Genomic DNA, 19,569 nt, shown 5'->3' with positions numbered 1-19,569 from the left:
GTGCGCTCGTTTAGTGCTAAATTCAGATCTAAATGTAGCAGGTCAGTGTGAAGGGTGAGCCCATGACGGCATCAGAGGAAAGCGATCGCCGGCCGGCGGGGGAGGACCCGGTGGACGCCATCGCGGCTGCCTGGAGCCGTGAGCGGCCCCAGACTCCGGTGAGCTCCATCGGCGTGGTCACGAGGATCTGGCAGCTCGCCAAGCACTTCGGCGACGACCGCCGGCGGGTCCTCGCCGAGGCGGGAGTCGATCCGGCCACGCTCGATCTGCTCAGCGTGCTGCGCCGCAGCGGGCCGCCCTACACACTGAGCACCAGGGACCTCGCCGGGCACTCCCTGGTGACCGCGGGCGCCATCTCCCAGCGGGTCGCACGCGCCGAGCGCGACAACCTGGTCACGCGCCGCCCCGCACCCGGCCGCAGCCGCGCGGTTCTGGTCGAACTGACCCCGGCCGGGCACGAGTTGGTGGAGCGTACGGTCGACCGGGTGCTCGCCCGCGAGGCGCAGCTGCTGGAACGCCTGGGCACGGAGCGGCGCGAGGCGCTCGCCGAGTTGCTGCGCGAACTGCTCGACGACGTGCAGGACGAGTTGAACGTGCGGGGTGTGTCCCATGTCGGGCACGAGGGCCTGGACCCCGCGGGGCAGGGCTGAGCCTGACCGTCGCCGGCACGGCTCCCCAGGGGCGTCCCCCCGGGGTGACCGTGCCGCTCCCCGGTCCCGCGGCGGCGGGACCGGCTCAGTACCGGCTCAGTACCGGTCGGTGCCGGCTGAGTACGGATCAGTACCCGTAGGCACCGGGCGCGTTCTGGCCGCCGTCCACCGGGACGTTCGCGCCGTTGACGGCCCGCGCCCGGTCCGAGAGCAGGAACGCGATCACCTCGGCGACATCCCGTGGGTCGACCAGGCGGCCGCCGGGAAACTCCTTCTCGAACTCCCGGTAGCCCCGCGGGTCCTCGTCCCGGAGCCTGGCCCAGCCCTTGCCCTCGATCAGCATCGAACCGGGCGAGACGCAGTTGACCCGGACACCTCGCGGTCCCAGCTCGCGGGCCAGGGACGAGGCCATGTGGATCTGCGCTGCCTTGGCCGCCGCGTACTGGGCGGGCGGGGCGGGCTTCCAGCCGGAGACGGAGGAGACCAGCACGGCGCTGCCCCCGGTCCCGGCCAGGTGATCGGCGGCTTCGCGCAGCGCGATCGCCGGATGGGTGACGTTGAGCCGGCACGTCAGGTCCCAGTCGGACGGCTCCGTGTCGCGCAGGTCCGTGCCGCGCGCGCCGCCCGCGACGGTCACCAGGCCGTCCACCCGGCCGAGCCGGGCGGCCGACTCCCGCACGAACGCCGTGAGGGCGGACTCGTCGAGCACGTCCAGCCGCGCGGTGTGCGGGGTGCGCCCGTACCGGGCGCGCACCTCCTCGGCCACCGCCTCCAGCGAGGCGGCGTCACGGCCGCACACGGCGAGATCGCAGCCCTGCGCGGCGAGCCGGAGGGTGGTTTCCCGCCCCAGCCCGCGGCTGCCGCCGGTCACGATCACCGCCGGCCCGGCCGACTCCGGCGCGCGGGACTCCTGCACGCTGTCTTCGGCGGCTGTGCGGCTCATGCCGGTCGTGCCGGTTGTTGTGCCGGTTGTGCCGGTCGTGCCGGTCATGCCCGCCGTAGCGCGGCGGGCAGATGGCCGGTGGCCGCCTGTTCCGCCGACCGTGCCGGCCGCGCCAGGTGTGTCCCCCGTGCCGCCCAAGTCGACCGTGTCGCCGACGTCTCCTGTTCGGTCCGCGTGATCCGTGTCGTTCAAGCCGTGCTGCTCCTCTCCTCGTTCGTCCGGCTCCCTTCTCGTCTCCCCGTCGCGGGCGCCGTGTTCAGCCCGTCCTCGCCGGGTCGCGCACGATGTACGCCGAGAGGATCTCGTCGACGCGGTCCAGCACCGCCTGCTCCAGGCGCACGCCGGAGGCCGCGGCGTTCTCCTTGACCTGCTCGGGGCGGCTCGCGCCGATGATGGCCGCGGAGACGGACGGGTTCTGAAGGACCCACGCGATCGCGAGCTGGCTCATCGTCAGGCCGAGGTCCGAGGCGACCGGGCCCAGCTCCTGGACGGCCCGCAGTGCTTCCTCGTCGTTCATCCAGTGGCCGACCAGCATGTCGACGAAGCCCTTGCCGGCCTCGGTGCCCGCCCGGGAGTCCGAGGGCGCCGCGGTGCCCGGCAGGTACTTGCCGCTCAGGATGCCCTGGGCCAGGGGCGACCAGACGACCTGCCCCAGTCCCTCCCGCTCGCAGGCGGGCACGACCTGCGACTCGATGACCCGCCACAGCATCGAGTACTGCGGCTGGCTGGCGACCAGCGGGACGCGCAGCTCCCGGGCGAGGCCGGCCGCGCGGCTGATCTGTTCGGCGGTCCACTCGCTCACCCCGACGTAGAGGACCTTGCCGGAGCGGACCAGGTCCGCGAAGGCGAGCATGGTCTCCTCCAGCGGAACGGCCGGATCGTAGCGGTGCGCGTAGTAGACGTCGACGTAGTCGGTGCCGAGCCGGCGCAGCGACCCCTCGCAGCCCTCGATGACGTGCTTGCGGGACAGACCGCGGTCGTTGGGCCCGGGGCCCACCGGGTGGCAGACCTTGGTGGAGAGCACGAGGCCCTCGCGCCGCTGACCGGCGAGCGCCTTGCCGAGCACGGTCTCGGCGCGGGTCTCGGAATACACGTCGGCCGTGTCGAAGGTGGTGATGCCCGCGTCGAGCGCGGCCCGCACGCAGGCGTGCGCCGCCTCCTCGTCGATCTGGGCACCGTGGGTGATCCAGTTGCCGTAGGCGATCTCGCTGATCACGAGGCCGCTCTGGCCGAGCCGGCGGAACTCCATGTGCTGTGTCCTCTTCTCCGGGGTTCTTCTCTGGGACTTCTCTCGGGTTTTCCGGGGTGCCGCGGCGCGTTCCGGCGGTGCGCGTGCGGGTACGACGGGACGACCGCTGCGCCGCCTCACAGCAGTGCCGCCGTGCGGGCCATCACCTGGCGGGCCTGGCGGGGGCTCAGCCGTGGGTCACAGGCCGACTCGTAGTGGGGCAGCGGCGTGGGCGAGGCCAGTTCCGCCGCCGTGTCGACGCACTCGGTGACCGGGCGATGGGCCGTCTCCAGCATCAGGCCGGCCGGACGCAGGCCGTGTGTGTGCAGGGCCGACACAAAGCCCTCGATCTCCGCCATGACGTCGTCGACCGCACGGCTCTTCTGACCGGCGCCGTTGGTCCTGGTGTTGCCGTGCATCGGATCGCAGATCCAGGCGACACCGGCGGCCTCGTCGCCGAGCGCCCTCAGTACGGAGGTCAGTCGCGGGACGACGTGCTCCCGGCCCATGCGCACGATCAGGGAGAGCCTGCCGGGACGGCGCCGGTCGCCGAGCATCCGCACCAGCGTGCGGACGTCCTCGGGCGATGCCTTGGGGCCGATCTTGACGCCGACCGGGTTTCCGATCGACGCGGCGAACTGCACGTGCTGGTGGTCCGGTTGACGCGTCCGGTCGCCGACCCACAGGAAGTGGCCGGAGGAGCCGTAGCGGCCCCCGTCCGCGTCGGGGCGCACCAGGGCCTGCTCGTACTCCAGGAGCAGCGCCTCGTGTCCGGCGTACGTGCGCTGCGGCGCGGTCCGCCCGGCCAGGCCCAGGTCCCGTTCGAGCAGGGTGCTGAGGGTGTTGCCGGCGTTCCGGTACGCCAGCAGCAGCCGGGACGGCAGTGCGATGCGCGCCGCCAGCGTGGGCTCGGGGGCGTTGACCGCGTCCCCGCGGTAGACGGGCAGCACCGTGCCGTCGGAGAGGGTTTCGGTCGGCTTCGAGCGCGGTTTGGCGTACTGCCCGGCGATCCGCCCCATCCGGACGGTGGGCAGACCGCAGGAATCCGTGAACTCGTCGGCCAGTCGGTGCAGTTGGTCCGCCTTGGCGAGAACGGTCTCGGGGGTGGCGTCGGCGAACCGCTCGGCGCACTCCCCGGCCTGGAGTACGAAGGCCTCGCCCCGGGCGGCACGTCCGAGTTCGGCGGTGAGATCGGCGCAGGCGGTGGCGTCCACCAGGGGAGGTTTCGCCTCCAGGGAGAGCAGGACGTCCTTGAGTTCGTCGAGCGAGGCCCATTCGGGCTGCTGAAGGGCCCGGGCCGGCAGCAGCAGGCGCGTGGCGGTCATGGTCTTCCTCCATCGGGCGGGGCGGCGTCCGGCTCAGGAGCCGGCCGAAGTAGCGGGTGGTGCGGAGCTGGGGGCAGGGCGAGCCCGGCGCCCCTGGACTTGCTTCGGCGGTCGCCGGCGTCACACGGCGACGGCGTGGCGGGTGTGCGTGAGGGTGGTGTCAGGGTCGGTGGCGGCGAGCGGCCCGAAGCGGCTCTGGGCCGGCCCGGCCGCCCGGGTGATCTCCGCCGCGAGCGGCCGGTCCTGGTCTACGGGCGGGAACTCCTCCCGCAGCTCCCGCCACAGCCGCGCTTCCGTACGGTCCCGGTGCCCGGTCAGGTGAGCGAGCTGGTTGACCGCGAGGAGCAGCGAGCCGAGGATCCACCAGGCCCGTTCGGTCATCTCGGCGACGGCGACGGCCTGTTGAGGGCGAGCGGTCACTGATCCTGGTCGTGCGGGCCGGGTCCGGGTCGACGGCATGGTCCACCAGCGGACCGAAGCCATGGGTCACCCCGTAGACGCGCCGGGAGCCGTCGAGGCCGGCCGGCGTGCGGTGGGCCGCTGCCGTGCGGTCCTGCTCGGCGGCCGTCGCTTCCAGCGGGGCGGTGCTGAGGTCCGGCAGGTCACGCACCAAGGTGTCGGGTGACCGGCGGTCGTCGGATGAGCGGGGGAGGGGCATGAGTGCCTTCCGTCGTCCTGGCGTCGGCGGGCGGGCGGCTTCAGCTGGGTCGGAAGCCGAGCGGGCCGACCGCCTCCTCCAGCAGTGCGGCCAGCCGGATCAGCAGCGGTTCGTGGTCGCGGCGGGCGATCAGCTGGACGCACAGCGGCGCGCCGCGCTCGTCCCGGGCGACCGGCATGGTGAGCGCGGGCAGCCCGGCGAAGCTGGCCAGCGGGGTGTAGGCCACGCGCAGGTCGTAGTCGGGGTCCCCCGGGGCGGGGATGGTCGACACCCGGGCGTCGGCGGTGGCGAGGTCCGGGGGCGCGGCCGGGTCCAGGGGCAGCAGCCAGGCGTCCACGCCCGCGGCGTCGAAGTCGCCCTCGACCGTGGCCCGGGTGTGCGCCAGCCGCTCCAGGATCCAGGCGTAGCGGTCGTCCTGGACCTTCGCACCCACCTCCAGGGCACCGCGGGTGGTTTCGTGCAGGTCGGCGGGCACCCAGGGCCGCCACACCTGGTAGGCGTCCCAGGCCTGGCGCGCGCACAGCTCCCAGGCGGGTCCGCGCAGCGCCCACAGGTCGTCGAGCCGGACCGCGTCGAGCCTCTGGCCGCTCGCTTCCAGCCGCCCGCAGGCCGTCTCCAGCGCCCGGCGCATGACGGGGCCGCAGGTGCCCTCCGGCCCGTCGACGTCGGCGACGACGCCGACGCGGTACGGGCCTTCGGCCGCCGGGCGCTGAGCCCCGAGCCGGTCGAGTCCGAGGAGCGGCCACAGGTACGCCAGGTCCGCCGCGCTGCGGGTGGCCCAGCCGAGGGCGTCCATGGGCGGGGAGAGCGGGAAGACCCCCTCCAGCAGTGAGGTGCGCTGCGTCATCCGCAGTCCCACCGTGCCGCACTGCCCGGCCGGCCAGCGCACCGAGCCCAGTACGTCCGTGCCGAGGCCGATGTCGCAGATCCCCGCGGCCACCGACACGGCCGTACCGGTGCTGGAGCCGCCGGGGTCGATCCGCGGAACGTAGGGGTTGACGCACTCCGACCCCACCCCGATGTTGAGTTCGGTGGTGACGACCTTGGCGGTCACGGCCGCGAGTCGTGACGGCAGGGAGGCGATCGCGGGGTTCGAGACCCGGGCGTGGTGGCGGTGGCCGCGCAGGCCCAGCCGGGTGGGGAAGCCGGCCACGTCCACGGTGTCCTTCACCCCCACGCGCACCGGCGCGGCGTCCGCGCCGAGCGGGGCGCGGTGGACGCACGCCCGGTAGCGGGCGTCCGCCGGGTCCGACCAGGCGGCCTCCTCGGTGCGCCACTCCTCGGCGGTCAGCGTGTCCCGGGCGCGGGCCGTCACCCGCTCCGGCAACGGCAGCGACATCGGTGCGCCGGGCCGCGGCGCCGGGGGCACGGCGGTCCAGCGCGCCTGCCGCGCGTAGCTGGTGATCGCGTCCTGCGGGGCGGGGGCGTCAGACATGCTCGGCCTCCTGGGCGGGGCGTGCGGCGGTGAGCTCGGCGGTGCGGACCTTGCCGGTGGAGCTGCGGGGGATGCGGGGAACGCGGTGCACGGCGCGCGGCGCGGGCAGCCCCGAGGGGAGCCGGCCGAGGCTCCGGCGCACGGCCGTTGGATCGACCGGTCCGGGCGCGGCGTAGAACACCTCGTAGTGCTCTCCCCGTACGGGGTCGCCGACGGGCGCGCAGACGAGGTCCAGGCCGGGGCAGCGGGCACGGGCCAGGTCCTCCACGCGCGCCAGGTCGCAGCGCACGCCGTTCACCTTGACCAGCCGGGACGCCCGCCCCAGGTGGTGGAAGGCGCGCCGGCCCACGGGTGTGACGAGATCGGGCAACTCCCAGTCTTCAGGGGGCGCTTCGGTACCGGCCCGGCGGGCCAGCCGTGGACTGCCGACCCGCAGGTGCCGGGCCGGTGCGTCGCTGTCCGGGACGGATCCGGGCAGCATCTCCACGTCGGGCAACAGGCGCCAGGGGAGGCCGGCCGTCTGGTCGCCGTTGACGGGGCGGTGGGCGACGGCCCCGGTCTCGGTGGAGCCGAGGAGTTCATGCGCCCGGAAGCCGGTGTCCGCGAGGCGTCCGGCGACGTGGTGGGCGGCCGGTGTGGCCGGTGCCGTGCTGTGCAGGGCCGTCACCCGGCCGTGCCGCGCCAGTGCCGGGACGTGCCGGGCGAGCAACTGCCAGGTGGAGGGCAGGCAGACCAGCAGGGTCGGGACGCCGTCGTCGAGCGGGGGCAGGGTGAGCGGCTCGTCCCAGAGGCCGGTCACCGGGATGCCCGCGAGCCGGGGCAGCTCGCGCCCGTACAGCCGGCCGTAGAGGTGGCCGGGGGGCGCGTACGAGACGATGCGGCCGAACCGGGCGGAGCCCAGCACCGCCTCGTGCACGAGGGTCACCTCGGCGTGTAACCGCTCCTCGGTACGCAGCCAGGTCACCGGCGGGCCGGTGCTGCCGGAGGTGGCGAAGGCGATGTCCGGCACGTCAGCTCCCCAGCCCGAGTGCCGCCGTGTCCTCCAGCCGCTCGTGGGTGAAGCGCACCATCCGCTCCACGCTGGAGAACCAGAAGCGGACGTCGTCGGCGACGAAGTCCACCTCGATGCCGAACTCGCCCTCCACGGCGGAGATGCACTCCATGGCGGTGAGGCTGTCGTAGCGCTCGCCGAGCGCCTGCTGGAGGTCGGTGTCGGAGGGCACGTCGGTGAAGGCGTCACCGATGCGGGTGGCCAGGACGGAACGCGTGCGGTCGTGGATCTCTTCGGGGGAGGGGACGGTCGTGGTCATGGTCGTGCTCCTTGCCGGTGGTACAGGGGGCGGTGCGGTGCCGGCGCCGGGGTGGTCAGACGGCGGCGGCCGGTGCGGGCTCCACGGCGGTGCCGTCGGCCCGGCGCATCCGTTCGCCGGCGCCGAGGTAGACGTCGGAGGGGGAGGTGGGGCGGAACTCCAGGTAGCAGAAGGGAGTCCGGGCGTCGGCACCGAGCGCCTCGGTGATGCACCGGGCGAGCCCGTCGCGGAAGGCGTCGTCGCGGTCGGGGCCCACACAGACCGTCACGGACGCGTGGCGCGGGCCGGTGCCGTCCGTCTCGTACGGCAGGGCCTCGACCGGCATCCCGCCGGAGAAGACGGTGCCGTCCTCGGTGGGCTCGAAGCGCACGACGACGTGACCGGCCTCGACGCCCCGGTCGGTGAGCCAGCGGGTCAGGCGTAGCGCCACGGCGCGGCGGCGGGGGACGGGGAGTTCGGGGGTACGGATGGTGATCGTGGGCACGAGGCCTCCGGTTCGGCGGTTCGGCGGTTCAGCGGATCGGCGGTTCGGCGTTCAGGACAGGGCGAGGGCCGGCAGCGCGCCGGGGCCCGCGGTCAGGCGCCGGGCCAGCAGGCTGCCGAGACAGTCGGCGAGCGGTCCGCCACTGCCGGGGGCCAGCGGGCTCCAGGCGGTGCCGTCGGCGCCGCGCACCCGGTCGACGAACGCGGAGAGGTGCCCGGTGTCCAGGGCGAGTCCGGCCCGGTCGGCCGCCAGCACCGCCTCGTAGGTGGACAGCAGGTCGGGGATCCGGTTTCCCTCGCCCGCGTAGCCGCCGCCGCGCACGCGATGCCGGTCGAGCAGGGCGCCGACGGCCTCGCGAGCCGCGGAGGGCGGGGCGAAGCCGGGGCCGAGCAGCAGCCGGACGCGCTGGGCCTGGAGCGCCGGGCGCAGCCCCGGCTCGGCGCCCGGCACGTTGCCGTGCGCGAACGCCTCGCCCCCGGTGGTGCGGCAGGAGTCGACGAAGGAGAGGACGCCGGTGAGGTCCAGACCGAGCCCGTCGAGCCCGGCCTCGTCTAGGCCGGCCTCGTCGGGTCCGGCGAGGAGGGCCGCCGTCTCCACCGCCGCGGCCGTGGACACCATGTCGGACCCGCGCCCCTCCCAGTAGCCGAACCCGCCGTCACCGTTCTGTAGTCCGGTCAGCCAGTCGGCGATCCGGTGCCGGGCGGCACGGTCACCGGCGAACGCCCCGGCCGCGAGGGCCCACAGGGTGCAGCGGACCTCGCTGCCCCGGCCCGGCATGTACATCACGCCGCCCTCGTTGGGCAGTTGGCAGCCCTCCAGCCACCGCACCCCTTCCGGGCGCGGGAGGGTGGGATCGGCCGAGAGCACGGCGGCGGCGGTGGTCAGGGCGTCCGCCGCGTCCCTGGGCTCCCGGTAGGTGTAGCCGCCCCCGGGACAGGCCAGTTCGGCGATGCGGGCGGTGACGGCGTCGGCGACCGGGGCGAGCGGCGCGCCGAGTGCCTTGAGCGTGCCCACGGCACAGAAGGAGGCCCACACGTCCTCGACGTCGTACCCCTCCCAGCGGACGAAGGCACCGGAGGGACCGCGCAGGCCCATGACCCACCTGTGGCAGCCCTCGGGGTCACGCGGTGCGCGGCCGAGTGCCGCGAGCGCGCCCACGGCCCGGTACGTGGCCCACAGACAGGGCACCTCGGCGGCGGGCGCGAAACGGAAGCCGCCCTCCTCGCCCTGGCGGTCGCGCAGCCAGGCGGCGAGCGCCTCCACGTCCCACGGCGGTGCTCCCGAGGAGCCGTTGTCCGTGGCGGCCCGCCAGGCCATCACCCCGTAGTAGCAGGCCCGTACGTCGGCCTTGCCGCGCCGCGCGTCCTCCGGGGACCAGCTCAGGCCGCCCTCGGCGCACTGGAGCCGGCTCAGCCAGTCCAGCAGGCGGGCGCGGTCGGGCACCGGGCCGCCGCACAGCTCGACGGCCGTGCGGGCGGAGAAGTGGGTGGCCCACACGTCCGGGGCCTGCCCCGGGAGCATCGCGTACGCCTCACCGGACCAGGTGCGCTCCAGCCAGCGGGCCGTGGCCTCCGTGCCGGGCACCGGGCGGCCCATGTCGCGCAGCGCCTGGGTGCAGTAGAAGGTGGCCCACGCGTCGGAGAGCATGCCCCGGCTCCAGGCGTACCCGCCGTCGGCGTTGCGCCGGCCGCTCAGGTAGGCGGCCGTGCCGTCCGGGTCGGCGACGGTGCCGGTGCGGTCCAGCCAGGCCAGGGTCCGCACGGCGGCGTAGGTGCACCACAGGTCGGGTTCCCCGCCGGACACGCCCTCGCCCTGTGGGGCGCGCGGGGCGGTCGTCACGATGGCGGTCATCGCACGGCCTCCACTTCCCGGATGTTGGACCGCTTCCAGCTCTTCTGCGAGGCGCCGCTCTTGGTGTTGGCGGGCAGGGAGTTGACGAACACCACCCCGTCCCAGCGCAGTCCGAGCAGCTCCTCGGACCTGGCCTGGACGCGTCGGCACTCCTCGGGCTCGCGGTCGCGCCCGGTGCCGACTCCGCGCTCCAGGAGCAGCCGGGCGTAGGTGCCCTCGCTGTCCACCTCCAGCAGGTAGCCGGTGGCGTCGGTGACGCCGTAGACGACCTCCTCCACGGCGCGCACCGACAGCGGTGTGCCCCGCACGCGGAGCCCGTCGCTGGCGCGTCCGTGGACGGTGATGCGGGGCGCCGCGCTGCCGCACGGGCAGTCCGTCCCGACGGAGACCTCGTCGCCGGTGTCGAGGCGCAGCAGGGGCCTGGCGTGTGCGTTGAGGGGGGTGACGACGAGCCGTCCCCGGTCGTGCCCGCCCCGGTCGTGCAGCGGTACGACGCCCTCGGGGGTGGCGAGTTCGAAGTAGGTGGCGGCCGGCAGCAGATGCTGGTGGCCGTGCGCGCAGGCGGCGGCCAGCGTGCCGGTCTCCGTGCTGCCGTAACTGGCGTCGTGGGCCTCGGCGTTCCACCACCGGCCCAGCCGGCTGCGGAAGGGCGCGGTGTTGACCTCGCCGAGCAGCATCAGCCGGTCGACCGAGGAGCTGAGCTCGTCCAGTTGCCCGCGCTGCGCCAGCAGCCGGGTGAACTGGAGGGCCACGCCGGGGGCGACGAAGACGGTGGTGGGGCGGAACGTCCGCCACATCGCCTCCAGCCGGTCCCAGCCGGTGATGCCGGTGGCGAACGGATAGGCCCGGATGTGCGCGAGGTCCAGGTACTCGCAGACCCCGGAGACCAGATCCGCCACCGGAACGACGTCGGACGGCAGGAGGATCACCACGCGTTCGTCGGCTCCGAGCAGCGGACGCCAGGCCTCGGCGACCGAGACCGTGTTCCAGATGGTGTCCTCGGCCAGGCGCGGGGTGGGCGTGGGCTGTCCCGTGGTGCCGGTGGTCTCGTAGTACTTCGAGGCCTCGGTGGGCGTCACGGCCGCATAGCGCAGGGGCTGCGCCTTGAGCGACTCTCGCGGGGTCACGGGCAGGTCCCGGAAACGATCCAGGGAGAACTCCCCGATATCTTCGCGGCCCTCACCGGGCCCGTATGCCCTCGTTCCGCGCGCGCGTCGCCAGGCTGCGGAGAGCTTTCCCGCGTAGAAGTCCTCGGCCGGGATGCGGCCTTGGTTCTCCCGTATCTCGGCCTGTGCCTCACGGAGTAATGCCTGGCGTTTGTCGGTGTGCAGGATCACACGAACCTCGCTCATGAATCGCTTATCGCTTGCGCACAGCCAGGACGAGCAAGGGGCTGTGCGCGCCCGTGACGTGAGTCTCGGCGGGCGGCCCTGCGGGCGGTCGGGAAGCCACAGTTCAGGGCGTGTGGGCGGGGCTCAGGAGCCCGACCCACAGCGAACGTATAGCACTAAAGGTGGGCCGTGCAACCGCCCCTGGGGGCCTCAACTAGCCATATGCGACTGAAAATCGACGACCTCGGTGGTGACGTGAATCGCCTACTACTCGGTACGTTGCCGGAGTTGATTTTCCGGCCTAGTCTCGACGAGCGCCGATGTGAATCCGGCAGCGTTTTGAAGTCGCGGTTAATCGAACCCGAACAGCGGGTTTCGTGCCCTGTTGGAGCGCATACCGCACGCCGTTTTCCCCGGCAGTCCGCAACCCTCATCCGAATCCGGTTGGAGCTTTCTCATGTGCGGAATCGCAGGCTGGGCCGACGTCGGCCAGGACCTCACACAGGAGGTGGACGGCGTCGAACCGATGGTGCGGACCATGGCCTGCCGCGGCCCCGACGCCGCCGGAATCCACGCCGGTACGCACGCGGTCCTCGGACACCGCCGGCTGGCGATCATCGATCTCGAAGGCGGCGGGCAGCCGATGGCGGCCCCCGCGGAACCGGACCGGCCCGCCGGGACAGGGCCCGCCGTCGTGCTCAGCTACAGCGGAGAGGTGTACAACTTCCCCGAACTCCGCGAAGAACTGCGCGGGTTGGGTCACACCTTCCGCACCCGCTCGGACACCGAGGTCGTCCTGCGCGCGTACCTCCAGTGGGGCCAGGACTTCGTCGGGCGCCTCAACGGCATGTTCGCCTTCGCCCTGTGGGACGAGCGCGCCCAGCGCCTCCTCCTGGTCCGCGACCGTCTCGGCATCAAGCCCCTCTACGTCGCACGGCTCGCGGGCGGCGTCCTGTTCGGCTCCGAACCCAAGGCGATCCTCGCCCACCCGCGCTTCCGGGCCCGGCTCGACAGCCAGGGACTCGCCGACCTCCTCGGCCTCATGAAGTCGCCGGGCGTCACCCCCTACCGGGACGTCGAGGAGGTGCCGCCGGGCTGCGTCGCCGCCTACGACCGCGACGGGCTGCGGATCGAGCGGTACTGGAGCCTCGGGCGGCAGCCGCACGAGGACGACGCCGGCACCACGGCGGACACCGTGCGGGCCCTGCTGGAGGACACCGTGTCCCGCCAGATGGTCACCGACGTACCGCTGTGCACCCTGCTCTCCGGCGGGCTGGACTCCACTGTGCTCACCGCGCTCGCCGCCCGGGTCCAGGCCCGCGCCGGCGAACCCCCCGTGCGGTCGTTCGCGGTGGACTTCACCGGCAGCGAAGCCGACTTCGAGGCCAGCGACTTCCGGCCGGAGCGCGACTCCCCCTACGCCCTCGAAGCCGCCCGGCACATCGGCACGGACCACCGGCTCATCGAACTCTCCGCCGACGAGCTCACCCGGGACGCCAACCGCGACGCGGTCCTGCGCGCCCACGACCTGCCGTACACCTTCGGCGACGTGGACACCTCGCTGCACCTGCTGTTCCGCGGGATACGCGAGCACTCCACGGTCGCCCTGTCCGGGGAGTCGGCCGACGAGGTGTTCGGCGGCTACGCCTGGTTCCACGACCCGGCCGTCGTCGAGGCGGCGGCGTTCCCCTGGCTCAGCCGTATGCAGCTCATCGCGCCCGAACTGCTCTCCCCGGCCTTCCGCACGGCCACCCGCTTCGAGCAGTACCGCGCGGACCGCTACCAGGAGGCCCTCCGCGAGGTCGAGCACCTGCCCGGCGACTCCCCGCGGGAACGCCGCATGCGCGAGATCGGCCACCTGCACCTGACCCGCTGGCTGCCCGCCCTGCTCGACCGCAAGGACCGGCTCAGCATGGCCGCCGGCCTCGAGGTCCGCGTGCCCTTCTGCGACCACCGGCTCGTCGAGTACGTGCACAACACGCCCTGGGACCTCAAGACACCCGGCGGGGACCCCAAGGGCCTCCTCAAGCGGGCCACCCGCGACATCGTGCCCAGGTCCGTGCTGGAGCGGCGGAAGAGCCCCTACCCGACCACCGCCGACCAGCTCTACGAAAAGGACCTGCGGGCCCGGACCCAGGCGCTGCTCGCCGACCGCTCCTCGCCCGCCTTCGACGTCGTCGACGCCGGCCGGCTCGCCCGCATGCTCGACGTCCCGCAGGGGCACTACCACACGCAGCTGCACCGCAACGGGCTGGAGACCGCGCTGTACCTGGACCGGTGGATGCGGGAGTACGACCTCGCGCCGGAGTGACCTGTTCCACGGTATACATGCGGATATCTCCCCTGAATCGACGCCTGATGGGTGGGGCATCCCGAGGTTCGTGATGGACCAGGTGCCCGCACGGGTTAGCGTGGTGGGTGCTGACAGCGAGCCGTGCCGGCTCGTGCGGGTCGTGGAGCGGTAGCAGGGGGAGTCATGCAGGTCGGAGCGGCGTCGTGAGACTGCTGCACACGTCCGACTGGCACCTGGGCCGGTCGTTCCACCGCGTGAACATGCTCGCCGCCCAGGCCGAGTTCATCGGCCACCTCGTCACTACCGTGCGGGAGCGTGCCGTGGACGCGGTGCTCGTGTCCGGGGACGTGTACGACCGGGCCGTGCCCCCGCTCGCCGCCGTCGAGCTGTTCGACGACGCCCTGCACCGCCTCGCCGACCTCGGCGTGCCGACGGTGATGATCTCCGGGAACCACGACTCGGCCCGCCGTCTGGGCGTCGGAGCGGGCCTCATCGGGCGGGCCGGCATCCATCTGCGGACCGAGCCGTCGGCGGCCGGCACGCCGGTGGTGCTGGCCGACGCCCACGGGGACGTCGCCTTCTACGGGCTGCCCTACCTCGAACCGGCCCTGGTCAAGGACGAGTTCGGCGTGGACAAGGCCGGACACGAGGCCGTGCTCGCCGCCGCCATGGACCGGGTCCGTGCCGACCTCGCCGCACGGGCGCCCGGCACGCGCTCCGTCGTCCTCGCGCACGCCTTCGTCACCGGCGGCGAACCCAGCGACAGCGAACGGGACATCACCGTCGGCGGCGTGGCCGCGGTGCCCGCCGGCGTCTTCGACGGCGTCGACTATGTGGCGCTCGGACATCTGCACGGCTGCCAGACCCTCACCGACCGCGTCCGCTACTCCGGCTCCCCGCTGCCCTACTCCTTCTCGGAGGCCGCCCACCGCAAGAGCATGTGGCTCGTCGACCTGGCCGCCGACGGCACCGTCGACGCCGAGCGCCTCGACTGCCCGGTGCCGCGCGCCCTGGCCCGGATCCGGGGCACGCTGGAGGACCTGCTCGCCGACCCGGAGCTGGCACGGCACGAGGAGGCCTGGGTCGAGGCGACGCTCACCGACCCGGTCCGCCCGGCCGACCCCATGGCCCGGCTCACCGAGCGCTTCCCGCACACCCTCAGCCTCGTCTTCGACCCCGACCGGGCCGGGGACGACCCCGAGGTGTCGTACGCCCGGCGCCTGGCCGGCCGCAGCGACCAGCAGATCGCGGAGGACTTCGTCGCCCACGTGCGCGGCGCCGGACCCGACGCGCACGAACAGGACGTACTGCGGGACGCGTTCGACGCGGTGCGGGCCGACGACACCGTACGGGAGGTCGCCCGGTGAGGCTCCACCGGCTGACGGTCACCGCCTTCGGACCCTTCGGCGGCACGCAGACCGTCGACTTCGACGAGCTGTCGGCGGCCGGACTGTTCCTGCTGCACGGACCCACCGGCGCGGGCAAGACCTCCGTCCTCGACGCCGTGTGCTACGCCCTGTACGGCTCGGTGCCGGGCGCCCGGCAGGGCGGCGGACAGGGCACGGCCCTGCGCAGCGACCACGCCGCGCCCGCGACCCGCACGGAGGTCACCCTCGAACTCACCGTGGCCGGACGCCGCCTGGAGATCACCCGGCAGCCGCCCTGGGAACGCCCCAAGAAACGCGGCACCGGCACGACCCTCGACAAGGCCCAGACCTGGCTCCGCGCGTACGACACCACGGCCGGGACCTGGAAGGACCTCAGCCGCTCCCACCAGGAGATCGGCGAGGAGATCACCCAGCTGCTCGGCATGAGCCGGGAGCAGTTCTGCCAGGTCGTGCTGTTGCCGCAGGGCGACTTCGCGCGGTTCCTGCGCGCCGACGCCGAGGCCCGCGGCAAGCTGCTGGGCCGCCTGTTCGACACCCGCCGCTTCGCCGACGTCGAGAAGCGCCTCGCCGAGCGCCGCCGCGCCACCGAGGCCCAGGTCCGGGACGGGGACGCCGCACTGCTGGCCGACGCCCACCGCATGCAGCAGGCCGCGGGCGACGCCATGTGGCTGCCGGACCTGGCCCCCGGCGAACCGGGACTCGCCGAGGCCGTGCTGGGCGCCGCCGCCGTCGCCCGCAGCACCGCCCGCGAACAGCTCACCGTCGCCGAGTGCGGGCTCGCCGCCGCCGAGTCCGCGCAGGCGGCCGCCGGCCGCACTCTCGACGATGTACGCGAACTCGCCCGTCTCCAGCGGCGGTTCGCGGAGGCACGGGAACGGGCGGCGCTCCTGGAGGAGCGGACGGAGGCGTACCGGGAGGCACAGAAGCGCATGGAGCGCGCCCGCAAGGCCGAGGCGGTCGCACCCGCCCTGGACCTGCGGGAGACCGCCGACGCCGAACACCGCCGGGCGGCCGCCGCCGAGGCACGCGCGCGTGCCCTGCTGCCCGATACCTTCACCGACGCGGGCGCGGCCGGGCTCGCGGCCGCCGCCCGCCGGGCCGCCGAGGAACTGGGCGGACTGGACTCGGCCCGTCGCGCCGAGCGGCGGCTGGCCGAACTCCTCGACGAACGCGCCGGCCTGGACCGCCAGGAACGTGCCGACGCCGACGTCCTTCAGGAGGCGGAGGCCTGGCTCGACGGCTGGGAGGAGACGCGCACCGCCCTCCAGGCCGGCGTCGACTCCGCGCAGCAGGCCGCCTCCCTCGCCGAACAGCTCGCCGTACGGCGCGAGCCCGCCCAGCAGAGGCTGAAGGCGGCCCGGCTGCGCGACCAGCTCGCCGAGGACACGAACAAGGCCGTCGAGCGGGTCCGCACCGCACAGGAGGAGGCGCTGCGCGCCAAGCAGCACTGGCTGGACCTCAAGGAACAGCGCCTGACCGGCATCGCCGCCGAACTGGCCGCGAACCTCACCGACGGCGAGCCCTGCGCAGTCTGCGGCGCCACCGAACACCCCGCCCCCGCCCGCAAGGTCGCCGGGCACGTCGGCCGCGAGGCCGAGGAACACGCCCTGGCCGTCTACCAGCGCGCCGACGAACAGCGCGCCGACAACGAGCGGAACCTCGGCGTCGTACGCGAGGCGCTGGCCGCCGCCACCGCCGAGGCCGGTGACAGCCCCACCGAACAACTCGCCCGCGAGGCCGAGGAGCTGGAGGAACAGTACGCCCAGGCCCGCCGGGGCGCCGCCGGGCTGCACGCCGCGCAGGAGCGGCTGCGGCAGGCCGGGCACGAGCACGAGCGGCGCGTCGCCGCCCGGCAGGAGGCCGCCGTGCGCAGCGCCGCCCGGGTCGGCCACCGGGAGCGGCTGGAGAGCGAACGCGCCGCCCTGGAGGAGGAACTGGACCGGGCGCGGGGCGCCCTGGACAGCGTCGCCGCCCGGGCCGCGCAACTGGAGCGCCGGACCGGACTGCTCACGGACGCCGCCGACGCCGCCCGCGCCGCCGAGGACACCGCCCAGCGGCTCAAGGACGCCGACGCCCGTCTCGCCGACGCCGCCTTCCGCGCCGGCTTCGACACCCCTCGCGACGCGGCCGCCGCCCTCCTCGACGACGCCGCCCACCGCGAACTGCAACGCCGCCTGGACGCCTGGCAGAACGAGGAGTCCGCCGTACGGGCCGTCCTCGCCGAGGCCGACACCGCGGCCGCCGCCCGGCAGCAGCCCGCCGACCTCGCGTCGGCGCAGCTCGCCGCCGACACCGCGGCCCGCAGGCTGCGCGACGCCGCCTCCGCCCACGACGCCGCCGCCCGGCGCTGCGCCGAACTCGACCGGCTCTCCGCCCGGGCGACCGCCTCCGTCCGCCGGCTGGCGCCGCTGCGCGAGGAGTACGACCGGGTCGCACGCATGGCCGGCCTCACCGCCGGCACCTCGGCGGACAACGAACGCCGGATGCGCCTGGAGTCGTACGTGCTGGCTGCCCGGCTGGAACAGGTCGCCGCCGCCGCGACCGTACGGCTGCGGCGCATGTCGTCCGGCCGCTACACCCTCGTCCACTCCGACGACCGCACCGGACGCGGCCGCAGCGGACTCGGACTGCACGTCGTCGACGCCTGGACCGGCCGCGAGCGGGACACGGCGACGCTGTCGGGCGGCGAGACGTTCTTCGCCTCGCTCGCCCTCGCCCTCGGCCTCGCGGACGTCGTCACGGACGAGGCCGGCGGGGTGCGGCTGGACACTCTCTTCATCGACGAGGGCTTCGGCAGCCTCGACGACCAGACCCTCGACGAGGTCCTCGACGTCCTCGACTCCCTGCGCGAACGCGACCGCAGCGTCGGGATCGTCAGCCACGTGCCCGACCTGCGGCGGCGGATCCACGCCCAACTGGAGGTCGTCAAGGGCAGATCCGGGTCGGTGCTGCGGCAGCGCGGCGTGGGCTGAGGTCAGCGGCCGAGGGGGCGCCGGGGCAGGGGCGAGGAGTACACGACGCTCGTGGTCACGGAGCCCAGCGCCCCGATCCGCCCCGACACCTCCTCCAGGTGGCGCATCGAGCGGGCCGTGACCTTGATGACGAAGCAGTCGTCGCCGGTGACGTGGTGTGCCTCCAGGATCTCGGGCGTGGCGGCGACGAGGTCGTGGAAGGGCTTGTAGTTACCGGTGGGGTACCGCAGACGCACGAACTCCAGGATCGGCATTCCCAGCTTCTCCGGATCGACCACCGCCGCGTAGCCCTGGATGACTCCGGCCTCCTCCATCCGGCGCACCCGTTCGGTGACCGCGCTCGCGGACATGGAGACGGCACGGGCCAGCTCGGTGAAACTCGCCCGGCCCTCCCGCTGGAGGACGTCGAGGATGCGCCAGTCGGTGGCGTCCGGGGAATACGCGGTCATCACCGAGGAATAGCAGCGTAATCCCCGGCGCATCAAGCGAAATGCCGGGGATCATCGCTTCAGGGCGCGGATCAGCGGCCGTAGCTTTTCGGCATGACCGTCATCACCGTGAATCCCGTCCTGCGCGTGGCCCCCGCCGCCCCGGCCGAGGCCGCCGCCCACTTCCGCGCCAGTCTCGCCTTCCACACCGATGTCTCCGACGTCGCCGCCGCGCTCGCGGCCGGCGGCGACCCCGGCTTCGTCATCGTCGACTCCCGCTCCACCGAGGCCTGGGACCAGGGCCACGTCCCCGGCGCCGTCCACCTGCCGACCGCGCTCGTCCGCGAGCAGGCCGCGCACCTCCTCGACAGGTCGGTGCCGGTCGTGACGTACTGCTGGGGCCCCGGCTGCAACGGCGCCGCCCGTGCCGCCCTGGCCCTCGCCGAACTCGGCTACCCCGTCAAGGAGATGCTCGGCGGCTTCGAGTACTGGGTGCGCGAGGGCCTGGAGTTCGAGACCTGGCAGGGCCGTGAACGCCGTGCCCCGGATCCCCTGACGGCACCCGCGGACGCCGGTGACTGCGGCTGCTGACCCCCGAAGTTTTGGAGGGAGTTGACCATGTAGGTTCTTGCGCCATGGTGCGATACGCGGAGCCGGGCGTCGTGGAATGGGTGGAGTCGGGCGGCGGGCCGCTGATAGCGGTGCCGGAGACGGTTCTGCCGTTCTGGGCGGGTGCCGACGGCGAGGAGACGGCGTCCGATTACGACCGGGCCTGCGAGGTGGACGGGCACGTCGGGCTCCTGCCGGTCGGCGACTGCACGGCGCTGGTTCTGGGCGACGAGCCTGCCTCGACGGCCTACCTGCCCGGCCACGGGATGTTCGTCCGGTGGTGCGCGGGCAACTCCGAGGACGAGCTGCTGGCGAGCGTGCCGTTGGCTGTCGATACGGCGGAGTGGGAGCCGGACGTGCACTGGGACGTGCCCGGGGCCGTGCTGCTTTTCGACGCGGCGTGGCCTGGGGCGGATCCTTCGGGGAGCGAGGGGGTTCGGGTGGTTCTGGAGCGGGGGCGCTACGCGGTTCGGGCGGCTCGGGTTCAGCCCGGGCCTGAAACGTGGTTGGGCTTGGTTCAGTTGCGGTTGCTTGCGCCGAGGTAGCCGTTGGGGGCGGTTGTCCGGCGTGTGCGGGTCGTCTGTGGCTGGTCGCGCAGTTCCCCGCGCCCCTGGAGGGCGATATTCGCGTGCGTCGGTCAAGAAGCCCGGGCCACCCTGAGCGG

The 19,569-nt window shown here is 73.9% G+C and carries 17 protein-coding genes; 6 read left to right on the top strand and 11 right to left on the bottom strand.

Annotated elements, in window-relative coordinates; genetic code table 11:
* Positions 1-62 precede the first annotated feature (62 nt).
* The gene (locus ABFX81_RS22975) at positions 63-650 is read left to right on the top strand and encodes a MarR family winged helix-turn-helix transcriptional regulator (protein WP_346138572.1); all 588 of its coding nucleotides are present in this window, start codon (positions 63-65) and stop codon (positions 648-650) included.
* Positions 651-777: 127 nt separating this feature from the next.
* On the opposite strand, the gene ABFX81_RS22970 is transcribed toward ABFX81_RS22975, so the two are convergent.
* The 10 genes from ABFX81_RS22970 to ABFX81_RS22925 all read right to left on the bottom strand — a co-directional run bounded on the left by ABFX81_RS22970 (position 778) and on the right by ABFX81_RS22925 (position 11,236).
* Positions 778-1,785, bottom strand: a complete 1,008-nt coding sequence (locus ABFX81_RS22970; protein ID WP_346138571.1) for an SDR family NAD(P)-dependent oxidoreductase — start codon at positions 1,783-1,785, stop codon at positions 778-780.
* Positions 1,786-1,849: 64 nt separating this feature from the next.
* Entirely contained in the window at positions 1,850-2,842 is a 993-nt protein-coding gene (locus ABFX81_RS22965) for an aldo/keto reductase (RefSeq protein ID WP_086855113.1), read from the bottom strand.
* Positions 2,843-2,958: 116 nt separating this feature from the next.
* Positions 2,959-4,146, bottom strand: a complete 1,188-nt coding sequence (locus tag ABFX81_RS22960; RefSeq protein ID WP_086855112.1) for a 3-deoxy-7-phosphoheptulonate synthase — start codon at positions 4,144-4,146, stop codon at positions 2,959-2,961.
* Between the two features lie 120 nt (positions 4,147-4,266).
* Positions 4,267-4,566 (bottom strand): hypothetical protein, encoded by a 300-nt coding sequence (locus tag ABFX81_RS22955; RefSeq protein WP_086855111.1) that lies wholly within the window; start codon positions 4,564-4,566, stop codon positions 4,267-4,269.
* A gap of 278 nt (positions 4,567-4,844) precedes the next feature.
* Positions 4,845-6,239, bottom strand: coding sequence for an amidase family protein (locus ABFX81_RS22950; protein WP_086855110.1), 1,395 nt, complete (start codon positions 6,237-6,239; stop codon positions 4,845-4,847).
* On the bottom strand, positions 6,232-7,248 hold the full coding sequence (locus ABFX81_RS22945) for a class I adenylate-forming enzyme family protein (protein WP_086855109.1): 1,017 nt from the start codon (positions 7,246-7,248) through the stop codon (positions 6,232-6,234). Before ABFX81_RS22945 ends, ABFX81_RS22950 begins: the two co-directional genes overlap by 8 nt.
* A 1-nt stretch (position 7,249) precedes the next feature.
* Positions 7,250-7,549 carry an acyl carrier protein gene (locus tag ABFX81_RS22940; RefSeq protein ID WP_086855108.1) on the bottom strand — a complete coding sequence of 100 codons (300 nt, stop codon included), beginning with the start codon at positions 7,547-7,549 and terminating at the stop codon, positions 7,250-7,252.
* 55 nt (positions 7,550-7,604) lie between these two features.
* The gene (locus tag ABFX81_RS22935; RefSeq protein WP_086855107.1) at positions 7,605-8,033 is read right to left on the bottom strand and encodes a hypothetical protein; all 429 of its coding nucleotides are present in this window, start codon (positions 8,031-8,033) and stop codon (positions 7,605-7,607) included.
* Positions 8,034-8,084: 51 nt separating this feature from the next.
* Entirely contained in the window at positions 8,085-9,884 is a 1,800-nt protein-coding gene (locus ABFX81_RS22930) for a prenyltransferase/squalene oxidase repeat-containing protein (RefSeq protein WP_086855106.1), read from the bottom strand.
* A complete protein-coding gene (locus ABFX81_RS22925; RefSeq protein ID WP_346138570.1) occupies positions 9,881-11,236 on the bottom strand; it encodes a phenylacetate--CoA ligase family protein in 1,356 nt (451 codons plus the stop codon). The genes ABFX81_RS22930 and ABFX81_RS22925 overlap by 4 nt, the downstream gene beginning before the upstream one ends.
* Before the next feature lie 436 nt (positions 11,237-11,672).
* On the opposite strand from ABFX81_RS22925, the gene asnB reads away from it, so the two are divergent.
* The 3 genes from asnB (at position 11,673) to ABFX81_RS22910 (ending at position 17,868) form a co-directional block, all read left to right on the top strand.
* The gene (asnB, locus tag ABFX81_RS22920) at positions 11,673-13,526 is read left to right on the top strand and encodes an asparagine synthase (glutamine-hydrolyzing) (protein ID WP_086855104.1); all 1,854 of its coding nucleotides are present in this window, start codon (positions 11,673-11,675) and stop codon (positions 13,524-13,526) included.
* A 185-nt stretch (positions 13,527-13,711) separates the two neighbouring features.
* Positions 13,712-14,875, top strand: coding sequence for an exonuclease SbcCD subunit D (locus ABFX81_RS22915; RefSeq protein WP_346138569.1), 1,164 nt, complete (start codon positions 13,712-13,714; stop codon positions 14,873-14,875).
* Positions 14,872-17,868 carry an AAA family ATPase gene (locus ABFX81_RS22910; RefSeq protein WP_086853137.1) on the top strand — a complete coding sequence of 999 codons (2,997 nt, stop codon included), beginning with the start codon at positions 14,872-14,874 and terminating at the stop codon, positions 17,866-17,868. The genes ABFX81_RS22915 and ABFX81_RS22910 overlap by 4 nt, the downstream gene beginning before the upstream one ends.
* 2 nt (positions 17,869-17,870) lie before the next feature.
* On the opposite strand, the gene ABFX81_RS22905 is transcribed toward ABFX81_RS22910, so the two are convergent.
* Positions 17,871-18,317 carry a winged helix-turn-helix transcriptional regulator gene (locus tag ABFX81_RS22905; RefSeq protein ID WP_086853139.1) on the bottom strand — a complete coding sequence of 149 codons (447 nt, stop codon included), beginning with the start codon at positions 18,315-18,317 and terminating at the stop codon, positions 17,871-17,873.
* A 93-nt stretch (positions 18,318-18,410) separates the two neighbouring features.
* On the opposite strand from ABFX81_RS22905, the gene ABFX81_RS22900 reads away from it, so the two are divergent.
* Together ABFX81_RS22900 and ABFX81_RS22895 are read left to right on the top strand one after the other, a co-directional pair.
* Positions 18,411-18,887, top strand: a complete 477-nt coding sequence (locus ABFX81_RS22900; RefSeq protein WP_346138568.1) for a rhodanese-like domain-containing protein — start codon at positions 18,411-18,413, stop codon at positions 18,885-18,887.
* A 44-nt stretch (positions 18,888-18,931) separates the two neighbouring features.
* Complete coding sequence (locus tag ABFX81_RS22895; protein WP_086853141.1) at positions 18,932-19,450, top strand: Imm21 family immunity protein; 519 nt, start codon at positions 18,932-18,934, stop codon at positions 19,448-19,450.
* The last annotated feature ends 119 nt before the right edge of the window (positions 19,451-19,569 follow it).

It is taken from the genome of Streptomyces coeruleofuscus, assembly GCF_039532725.1.
Classification (GTDB): Bacteria; Actinomycetota; Actinomycetes; order Streptomycetales; family Streptomycetaceae; genus Streptomyces; species Streptomyces coeruleofuscus.
Note: the sequence above shows the minus strand (reverse complement) of the source record. Positions and strands in the feature narration are given on the sequence as shown.